Genomic DNA, 10,048 nt, shown 5'->3' on the forward strand with positions numbered 1-10,048 from the left:
ATTAGGCACTCTTACTCATTGCTAATGCTTTAAAATACCAGTCTAAATTTTAGCGATTAACCATTACCTCTGGTGTAACAGCAAAGGTCAAAACTGTTTCATCTACTCCTTTAAGTTCTAGTGGACTACCTTTAGTAATTTCTTCTTCCTGCAAATAATCTGCCACGGCAGCAGAAACCAAGATAGTACCGGGAAGAGCGGCAGCTTGCAACCTGGCAGCAATATTTACACTTGGGCCAATAGCAGTATAGTCTGCACGTTCAGCACTACCAAACATCCCCACAACAGCCGTACCTTGATGAATACCACACCGAAACTGTACGCTAGTAAGTCTGTCACCATCGAAGACACCTTGCTCTCGCCAGCGCTGGTTCAAGTCAGCCAGTGAACGGTGCATTGCTCTTGCTGTATTGATGGCACGACGTACCTGTTCATTGGGGGTTAGTTCTTCCGGCGCTCCATATAAAGCTAAGATAGCATCTCCCATAAATTTATCTACAGTGCCGCCATTACCAAATACAACCTTGGTCATAGCTTCTAAATATTCATTTAGCAACTCTGCGACTCGTCGGGATCTGAGAGTATTTGATAACTGTGTAAAACCCACAATGTCACTAAACAAAACTGTAATTAAGCGTGGTTCTGGGCGCAAATCTAATGTTAAATCTCCGGTTGCGGCTTTTTGCACCAATACAGCCGGTAAAAAGCGCTTTAATACTGATTCTGTTAGATAAGTATTTAACTCCACAATTCGTCGTTCATTTTCTTTTAATGCTAAAAGATTCCGAACTTCCGCCAAAAGTTCCCGATCGTTGAATGGTTTTGCTAAATAAGCATCTGCCCCATGTTCTGTACCTTCGATGCGGGTTTCTTCGTCAACTTTTGCTGTCAGTAAAATAATGGGTGTTCCTTTCAGCTTTTCCTCATTGCGGATCATCTGTATCATCTCAAGTCCGCTTACCAAGGGCATCATTAAATCAGTCACAATCAAGCTGGGTATAATTTCCTTCGCTAAACTGTGCCCTTCATAACCGTTACGAGCTGTGCGTACATGATAACCGTTACGGCGGAAAATTTCAGATACATAGGTTCGCAAATCTGGGTTGTCATCTACAACTAAAATTGAGTGCTGAGTCTTAAGTGCTGAGTCTTGAGTATCAATATTAGGAGAATTAGGAGAGAAATTTATTGTAATATCTTCAATATTGTCTGTTGTTGACTCTACAAGTTCTAAATCAGCCAATTCAACGCTAGCGCGGCTTGTGTTCACTTCGGCAGGCGTTTCTAGTACTTGCTGTACGGGTAAATGACCATTTCCAGTCACAAGCCATAAACTAAAGGTAGTACCTTCGCCATAAACTGATTCCACAGTGACATGGCCACCATGCAATTCTACCAATTCTTTAACTAAGGCTAAACCCAAACCACTACCTTCATAGGAACGGTTTGCTGAACCTTCAGCTTGACGGAAGCGCTCAAATAGGTGGGGAATTTGTTCTTTAACAATGCCAATTCCCGTGTCTTGTACTTGTAATATGCAACGATCTTGTTCAGATTTTAGTCTGACGCTGATCGTGCCACCTTCGGGGGTAAACTTCATGGCATTTGACAGAAGGTTATAAACCACCTTGTCGAATTTTTCCATGTCCAAGTACACCAGAGAACATTCATCTAACTGGGTGGCGAGATGCAGTCTCTTTTTCTCACAGTAGGGACGAAAAGATTCCACAATTTGGCTGACAAATTCGACTAAATCGCAGGGATGGAAACTAGGCTGCATTCTCCCCGCATCTAAGCGTTGTAAATCCAGGAGTTGATTTACCAGTCGTAGCAAGCGGCGGGAGTTACGCAAGGCGATCGCACTTTGGGAATAAGATAATCCTTCACCAGCCGCCACCGCCGACTCTAAAGGCCCTTGAATCAAGGTGATCGGTGTGCGAAACTCATGGGAAATATTTTGGAAAAATTCGGTTTTTTGTTTATCTAACTCCAGTAAACGTTCTGCTTGTTGGCGAGTTTTTTGATACAGGTGTGATTGTTGCACAGCGATCGCTGCTTGGGCTGCTACTGCTTTCGCCAAATCGATATCAGATGGAAGCCATTGACGTACTTTTTTACCTTCATGCAAGGTAATACTACCAATACATTTACCATCAGCCAATAATGGTACAAACATTAGCGATCGCGCTGGCATTTTTAACGGCAAATTAAAACCCTGTATATCTGAGGGAGAATGGCTCACATTCCCAATTACCACAGGTTCATGTGTCTGTAGCATTTGTTGAAGGATGGGATTCTCTTGTATAGATGATTGAGAATAGGGTAATCTCTGGGCTGACAGATGGTTATTGTCTGGGGCTGGCGATGCCTGGGTTGGGCTATGTTTACGTAAACTTTCCAAATGTTGAAAACTGTCATACAAGGCAACACACTCAACAAATTCATCTTCTTCTGTCCACAAAGACAGGACGCAACCATCGACTTGTAAGGCTTGTCCTAGTTGTTGAGTAATAGCCGCAAAGATATCTTGAGGGTCTAGACTAGAGCGAATCGCGCTAGTAATCGTATTAATTAAACTTTCTCGCTTGGCAAGGGCACGTACTTGTTCGTAAGCATAAGCTTGAGACAAAGCTAAGGCTGCCTGATCCGCTACCATCAACACTAGCTGCACCTCATCCTCTCCCCAGAAGCGGGGTACAGAACACTGGTGCAGTGCCAGCACTGCCATCAGTTCTTGTTGGCAGATCAATGGCACAACTAAACTAGAACAAATATTAGCCGCAGCAAAAGCTTCCCTACGTTCGCGCAGTTCGGGAGTATTACCGTGAATGCGTTCATCATCGGTTACATCGTGAATCACCTGGACTTCACGGGTTTCCCACACTGTCTGAGCCAAAACAGTTAGAGGGGTAGAAGGGGAGAGGGACACACCAGAAGAGTTATTTGCCTCCACCTCTGCTGGTGTGTGTTCCCCTGCTTCTTCTGAAAGAGCTTTCTGATAAATAAATCCTTTATCCGTCAACTGCTCATCTTGGAAGGGACGCAATAGACAGACATCCACCTCCAACATGTGACCCACTGTATCTACAATTGCCTGCAAAATTTGTCTGTAGTCTAAAGCACTACGAATCGTATTTGTGACAGTATTCAGCAGCGACTCTTGGCGGAGTGTACGTGTAAGTTCGCGGGTGCGGGCTTTGAGGACATTGTGAGTATCCAAAGCTTGGCGTACTACAGCTTTAAGTTCCTCAGCTTCCCACGGTTTAGTGACATATTTAAAGACCTTACCAGCGTTGATTGCTTCCACCAAGTCTTCGACATCGGTGTAGCCAGTTAAAATAATCCGAATAATATCTGGATATTGAGTTGCTGTCAGACTCAAAAATTCCGTACCGCTCATCATCGGCATTCGCTGATCAGAGATGATCACCGCGACCTCTCCCTCTTGAGCCAGCAGATCGAGGGCCGCAGGGCCAGAGGTTGCCCTTAGCACCTTATAGTCGCGATAGAAGGTGCGGTAAAGCAAGTCAAGGTTGTCTGGCTCATCATCGACAACCAAAATTTTAGGCTTACTGTTTGCTTGGGATTTCATGCACCGCTTTCCTGCTGCAACGGCAGTCGGATAAAGAATAATCTGATCAGGGAAGGATTTTTCTGAGTCAGGTAAGAGCAGAGCATTTCCACCAATAAGGCTCTTTGGCTACATGACTGCTGAGTGTAGGAGCGTTTACTCACGGTAATTCGTTTCAATTGCTTATACCTATTACCGTTTGCTTGAGTGCAGCATAATTGCTTTCATAGTCAGTTATAGGGTTATAGAGTCGATCCTTGCTACTCAAATCTTCTTTCACCTCCTGCGAGCAATGTCTAATAGTACATACAGCACTCATAGCTAGCTGAAAAATCCAGATGAAGCTGCATATTAAGTTTTCCCTCCACAGCAGTTGTACTAACACTTGCACGTAAATTTTATTTATGGTAGTCATGGTAGAGTCAGCAAAATTAAAACAATAAGATTTAAAACCAAAGTATACTATTAGACAAATACCTCTTTCTAATTTAGCAATCAGAACTATCATTAAGACAAGTGGTATTGGTAAAGAAGTTAGGGATAGGAATCTGCAATATTCCTGCCTAGCATCTGAACAGCCTGTTTCTATTACTTAGCAGCAAAGTCTTGTTAGTGTAGCGTCAATAGCATAAATAAGTTCAGTATTACACTTAAACATGGTTTACAACCAAAGTTTTTTATTAGTGTACTTACTTAACAATTTTATCGGTAATGCCTACAGGTAAGTTATGCTATGTCTCTACCCATTAACCTAAATCTGTATGATTTACAGATGTTTTTGTGGTAAACAGACTGATATACTCCCTATCTCAAGCAAAGGATGTATCTAATCCTACTGAACTTAAGATTATAGCTTTATGAAGCTGTAACTTCTAAGACTCTTTCAAAAAGACGGACTATAAAGCCCCAAACTAAAGTGTAAAAATTTGTATGCTTATAAGCAAAAGCAAATGAGCAGTCTTAGGTCAGTTCAATCTACTGGGAATATATCAAAGTTTTTATGCGGTTAAAAGGGTGTTTGAGGATATTTGAGAAAATTTTCGTTGAATAAAATCAATACTAAACTAGCCTTGAAATATCGGTCTTTTCATCCATACCAGCAACAGCCAATCGATCCAGCTTGCTGCGAATTTCAAATTCGTACAGCTACACCTACTGATTTGATTGGTGTTTCCCAAATTATCGCTGAAAGCTTTCACTCCCAAAAAGGTATGTGGGGATGGGCTTTTCCATTGCTACGTCTGGGTATTTACGAAGACTTAAGGCATCGGATGACATCACCTCCACCTCGTCATGTTTGTTTAGTCGCCTTGGAAGCTAATAATGGTGGGGCTAATAACTTAGTGGGAAGTGTGGAACTGGGTGTACGTTACAGTGATTCGTGGGGCCAGGCTGGCATAGGTTTTCCTTACTTATCTAATTTAGCGGTTCACCCAAAATACCGTAGACATGGTGTGGCTTCAGGGTTACTGACTAGCTGTGAAAAAGTTTCCCGCGAATGGGGATTTCAAGACTTATATCTTCACGTTTTGGAAAATAATCATCAGGCAAGGCAACTTTATTTTAAGGTGGGATATCGGGTACATAAAGTAGAATCGAATTGGAATACATTTGTATTAGGACGTTCAAGCCAGATGTTATTGCATAAGCATCTGAGTGCTAATTTCAGTATCTGAATTTTATAAATTTTTATTTTGTAATTAGTTTGGAGAAAATCTATCACCAATATTGGCAACCAAAGTATAAATTAGCCTAATTAAAAATTAGCCAATGTTAGCTAAATAGGTTGATATGTATAGCTTTAGATAGTTATTTAAAGTAGATTTTATTGAGATTTTTAGTGGTATTTTTATATTCATTTTAATAAAAACATTAGATTGAGAAATTTTATCAAAATAATTAAGTGTTACAATTTGTCTGTTTCAACTTCTCATTAAAAATAACTATTTTAGAATATTTTATATAGATAAAATAAATGTATTAAAATAGAATTTAGCTGTAGAAATATCTTATTAAATAAGCGATCCCTCATAATAACTTTGTAATTAAGATATTTATCTTTATAAAAACTTTAATAAAAGACTCTCTAAATTTGGGGACAAATCTGGTTATATCTCATAAAATATAATCACTCAATTACTAAAAAATGTGTATTTATTACTATTTTAGTGAAATTGACCAAAAGACTCTTGATAATAAAAGAATTCAAAAATCTAATTTGACATCAAAACTTGTTACTTTTTGAAGTGCATACTACTACCAAATTCTTTGAAAGTTTAAAAAACATGGATAGCGAACAGCATCGACGCTATCAAATCTCTATGGTATCAACTTATTACCCTAAAACTAGTTTCCTTGACTCTGTTGTCATGCCAGATGGAACTGAGCAATCGCAAGGCTCGGATATCCTTACACGTTTACACAGTGGAGAAGTTTTCATCGTCAATAGTCGTAGACGGAATGGATTAATCCTCTTTAAACGCTACCATGCAGAGTTTGCTGGGCCTGGGGCTGCTGTGGGTGGGGATTACGACTGTGATTGCCAAAGGGCACTGCCTATAGGTAATCTGTCTTTATTAACTCCCGAATCTAATGAAGAACGCCAGAAGGCTTACTTGATTAGGCGACAGTGGATTCGATTGATCAAACAAATTACAGAAAACCCAATACCTGGACAGCGAGTTCAGAAAATTCTCGATCAATTTGAACAATACTTTCCACCAGAAATAGTGGCTCTTTTGCCGGATGTTGCTTTTGCTCTTTTGGTAGGTGTGCTGCCACAAACGGTAGGATTAGTACGTCGTTTGGGCAGTGAGATGGATAGCCGATTTAATTATTGAGTGAATTCCTAAAATTCCAAATCGGCTAAAACAGCTTGAACTCTAGTAACTGTGCGGGCGTTTTCCTCTATTGTCCCGACAGTAATTCGCAATCCTCCGCTAATATGTCGTACAAGAGTGCCGAGTTTTCTAAGTTTCTGGTGGAAAGTTTTTAGGACAGCATCCTGTGAATTTAAGCCATTGGGTTTAAGGCGTAGGTAAATAAAATTAGCGGCGCTTGCGGTAATTTGTAGTTCTGGTTGCTGGGATAAAATTTCGATGAGTTTGGATCGTTCACTCAAGGTTTGGGGAATTGACTCCAGCAAGAGGGTACGGTTTTGTAAAGCAATTAATGCTGCTGCTATGGAAAAGCTGGGGAGATTGTAAGGTAAGCGAACTTTTTCTAAAATGGCGATCGCTTCGGGATGAGCGACGCAATAACCAACACGGAGAGATGCCAATCGGAAAGCTTTAGAAAAAGTGCGTAATATTACCCAGTTGGGGCGCTGCGCTAATTCACCTACTAGGGTAGTTTGACTGAATTCAAAGTAAGCTTCATCAATTACTACTAAAATATGTTCGCTCAGACTTCTTAACCATGCCAATTCTGCCGTCGTTAAACTATTGGCAGTTGGCGAATTGGGATGTACTACGAAAACTACACGAATGGGAGGATTTTGAGTTTGTTCGATCGCAGACTGTGCGGCTTTTAAGTCAATTTCAAAATTTGTTTCGTTTCTACCCACTGTTACGACAGGAATTCCCAAAGTTTGTGCCAAAATTCCGTACATAGAGAAAGTAGGATTGGCAACGAGAATTGAACCTTCTTTTCCTAAACAAGTGGCGATTAATAAAGAGCGGATTAGTTCATCAGAGCCATTTCCAACAGAAATATTGGCAGCAGTATTGGATAGCGGAAGGGCGGCTGATTCATTGACGTATTCTGCGATCGCATCCTTAAGGGTTTCATGTCCACCATCAGGATAACGATTTGTTTCAATTACTTGCTGATATGTCCAGGCTAACTTCTCTTTTAACTCAGGTGGTAAATCGTAGGGGCTTTCATTTGTATCCAGGCGATCAAACTGTGTGGGAACAGAATCGGCTGTATCACTGCTGGGGTGGGGTTTATAAGCGGTAAATTGGGCTAAATCTGACCGGATGAAGGGAAGCATAATTTTAGTCATTAATCATTGGTCATTAGTCATTAGTCATTAGTAACTAAACAAAGGAGAAATGACTAAGGACATTAGTTATGTGAGAATTTAATATTTTACAACTTCAAGGTAATTGGCAAAAGAGGCGAATTGCCTGCCAAATATTTTCCATAACATCACCCAAGGCATGGTCACTGTCGAGTTCGACTAACTCCACCCCAGAACGGCAACGCGCAAAGTCACGACTAGCTTCGATGGGAATAACTTCATCCTTTTTTCCATGCAAAATTAGGGTGGGTATAGAACGTTGCAAAAATTTTTCTTGGTATTGGGCAGCATCTGTAACGAAATCGTAACTTAAAGAAATTGATCGCTCCTCTCCATAGTGGTAGACCATGATATATTTTTCTTGCTGCCAACGCTGTACTTCTTCATCGCCTAGCTTGGGCAACCAATGGGATAAAAATCCAAAAGCTGGTGCTAGCAGCACAAGGCGTTCTACTTGTAAATATTGCTGTCCCAAGTGTGCGGCGGTCAAACCACCTAAACTTGAGCCAATCAGGGTTACTGGTGTAGAATCGTTACTAAATTCTGCGGCAACTTGAGTGATCTGACGAGTGATTGTCAACTGCGAAAAATCGCCAGCATTGAGATCGGGGATTTTGAGCTTTGTTTGAATTTTGGCAAAGCGATCGCTTATATCCCGCGCTTTGGCAGAATTAGGACTGGAAGCGAAACCGTGAAGATATATATATTGCAAAGCTGTAAGTAGTTAGGAGTTAGGGCTAATAAGTTAAGAATTTTAAGTTATGAGTTTTTTATTCAACTTATAACTCATAACTCTTAACTCCTAACTCTTTCTTATTACCGCATTGTGACAAATTCTTCGGCTGAGGAGGGATGGATACCAACGGTGGCATCAAAGTCTTTTTTAGTTGCGCCCATCTTCACAGCGATCGCTACACCTTGGATAATCTCGGCGGCATTTTCACCTACCATGTGAGCGCCTAGCACTTTGTCAGTATTGCTATCAACTACTAACTTCATCATTGTCTTCTCTTGCTTCCCAGTCAAACTATAGTACATGGGGCGAAAGCGAGTGCGAAAAATTGTTACCGCATCACCGAATTTTTCCCGTGCTTCAGCTTCTGTCAAGCCGACTGTTGCAGCTTCTGGGTTAGAAAATATGGCTGTGGGAACAGTTTCGTGACTGAATTCGCGGCGATTATTGCCAAACTCACTATCAGCAAAGGCTCGCCCTTCACCAATGGCGACAGGAGTTAAATTGATTCGGTCTGTGACATCGCCAACGGCAAAGATATTCGGTTGATTAGTTTGACTATATTCATTGACTGCGATCGCACTTGTAGTTGGGTATCCAGGCCCTTCGATAGAACTAGCGACAACATCAACCCCAGCGTTTTCTAAACCTAGTCCATCTACATTGGGAGTTCGACCAGTCGCCACTAAAAACACGTCCGCGATTATTGGTTCTTGGTCTTCCCCTGACAAAGTAAGTTTAAACCCTTCTGGCACAGCTTCAACTGTTTTTACCACATTATTCTTAATCAGCCGAATTCCGTGGTTTGTCATCCCCTCTTCAATTTCTGTGCGGACATCTTCATCAAACCCATTCAAAATCTTGTTACCTCTGGTAATTTGTGTCACCTCAGAACCCAAACCGCGCATAATACAGGCAAATTCTGTGCCGATATAACCAGCGCCAAGAATGATGATATGTTTTGGTTGTTCTTTTAGATGAAAAATTTCGTTAGAGGTAATGCCATATTCCATCCCTGGTAAATCTGGTTTGATAGGACGACCACCAACAGCAATTAAAATTTTGTCTGCTGTCACTTTACGTCCATCAACTTCTACTGTGTGGGAATCTAGCAATGTGGCGCGACCTGAAAATAGTTCTACACCAGCTTTTTCTAAGAAGTTTATGTGTAGTTGCGATAGTCGCCGAACTTCCTTATCTATAGATGTAATGAAATATTCCCAGTCCAACTCAGCATTACCGACTTTCCAGCCATAGCCTGAAGCTTCACTAAATAGTGCAGGAAAGTGAGAGGCATAGACCATAAGTTTTTTGGGAACACAACCGCGAATCACACAAGTCCCACCAACTAAATCATATTCAGCGATCGCCACTTTTGCCCCATAGCTAGCCGCCCGTTTGGAAGCCGCCAAGCCTCCAGAACCCGCACCAATTACAAATAGGTCGTAATCAAAAGTCATAAATTTATGTTCTCTCTAGCAAAAAGTTAGTTACTGGGAACTTACGCACAGAATGTCATTGAACTATATAAGAAGGATATCCGGTGAACCCTGTGTAAGTCCTATCCTTGATTTAATCTAGCGTTAGCAGATGTTCTCTGGTCGTAGGGAATATCACTTTTTGCTTTAGACTCATCCGCGAATCATGAAAGCTTACCAGGAGAGAGTTACAAGGATTTGCACGGAAGGAGCGATCGCTATCTGGCTGTACGAGGAAATAA

6 protein-coding genes are annotated in these 10,048 nt (G+C 41.2%); 2 read left to right on the forward strand and 4 right to left on the reverse strand.

Annotated elements, in window-relative coordinates; all coding sequences use genetic code 11:
* Positions 1-49 precede the first annotated feature (49 nt).
* Positions 50-3,592: a response regulator gene (locus tag V7K69_RS17375; RefSeq protein WP_335036458.1), complete on the reverse strand. Its 3,543-nt coding sequence runs from the start codon at positions 3,590-3,592 to the stop codon at positions 50-52.
* Between the two features lie 1,022 nt (positions 3,593-4,614).
* Between V7K69_RS17375 and V7K69_RS17380 the strand changes: the two genes are divergently transcribed.
* Together V7K69_RS17380 and V7K69_RS17385 are read left to right on the forward strand one after the other, a co-directional pair.
* Positions 4,615-5,247 (forward strand): GNAT family N-acetyltransferase, encoded by a 633-nt coding sequence (locus V7K69_RS17380; protein WP_335036460.1) that lies wholly within the window; start codon positions 4,615-4,617, stop codon positions 5,245-5,247.
* Between the two features lie 609 nt (positions 5,248-5,856).
* Positions 5,857-6,411 (forward strand): hypothetical protein, encoded by a 555-nt coding sequence (locus tag V7K69_RS17385; protein WP_335036462.1) that lies wholly within the window; start codon positions 5,857-5,859, stop codon positions 6,409-6,411.
* An 8-nt stretch (positions 6,412-6,419) separates the two neighbouring features.
* Here V7K69_RS17385 and V7K69_RS17390 read toward each other — a convergent pair whose 3' ends face one another.
* From V7K69_RS17390 to gor, 3 genes are all read right to left on the reverse strand, one after another.
* Positions 6,420-7,565 carry a histidinol-phosphate transaminase gene (locus tag V7K69_RS17390; protein ID WP_335036471.1) on the reverse strand — a complete coding sequence of 382 codons (1,146 nt, stop codon included), beginning with the start codon at positions 7,563-7,565 and terminating at the stop codon, positions 6,420-6,422.
* 106 nt (positions 7,566-7,671) lie between these two features.
* A complete protein-coding gene (locus V7K69_RS17395; RefSeq protein ID WP_335036464.1) occupies positions 7,672-8,307 on the reverse strand; it encodes a YqiA/YcfP family alpha/beta fold hydrolase in 636 nt (211 codons plus the stop codon).
* Between the two features lie 104 nt (positions 8,308-8,411).
* A complete protein-coding gene (gene gor / locus V7K69_RS17400; protein ID WP_335036467.1) occupies positions 8,412-9,788 on the reverse strand; it encodes a glutathione-disulfide reductase in 1,377 nt (458 codons plus the stop codon).
* Positions 9,789-10,048 lie beyond the last annotated feature (260 nt).

Origin of the sequence: Nostoc sp., from assembly GCF_036917775.1 — a bacterium.
In the GTDB taxonomy this organism is placed as follows: Bacteria; Cyanobacteriota; Cyanobacteriia; order Cyanobacteriales; family Nostocaceae; genus Nostoc.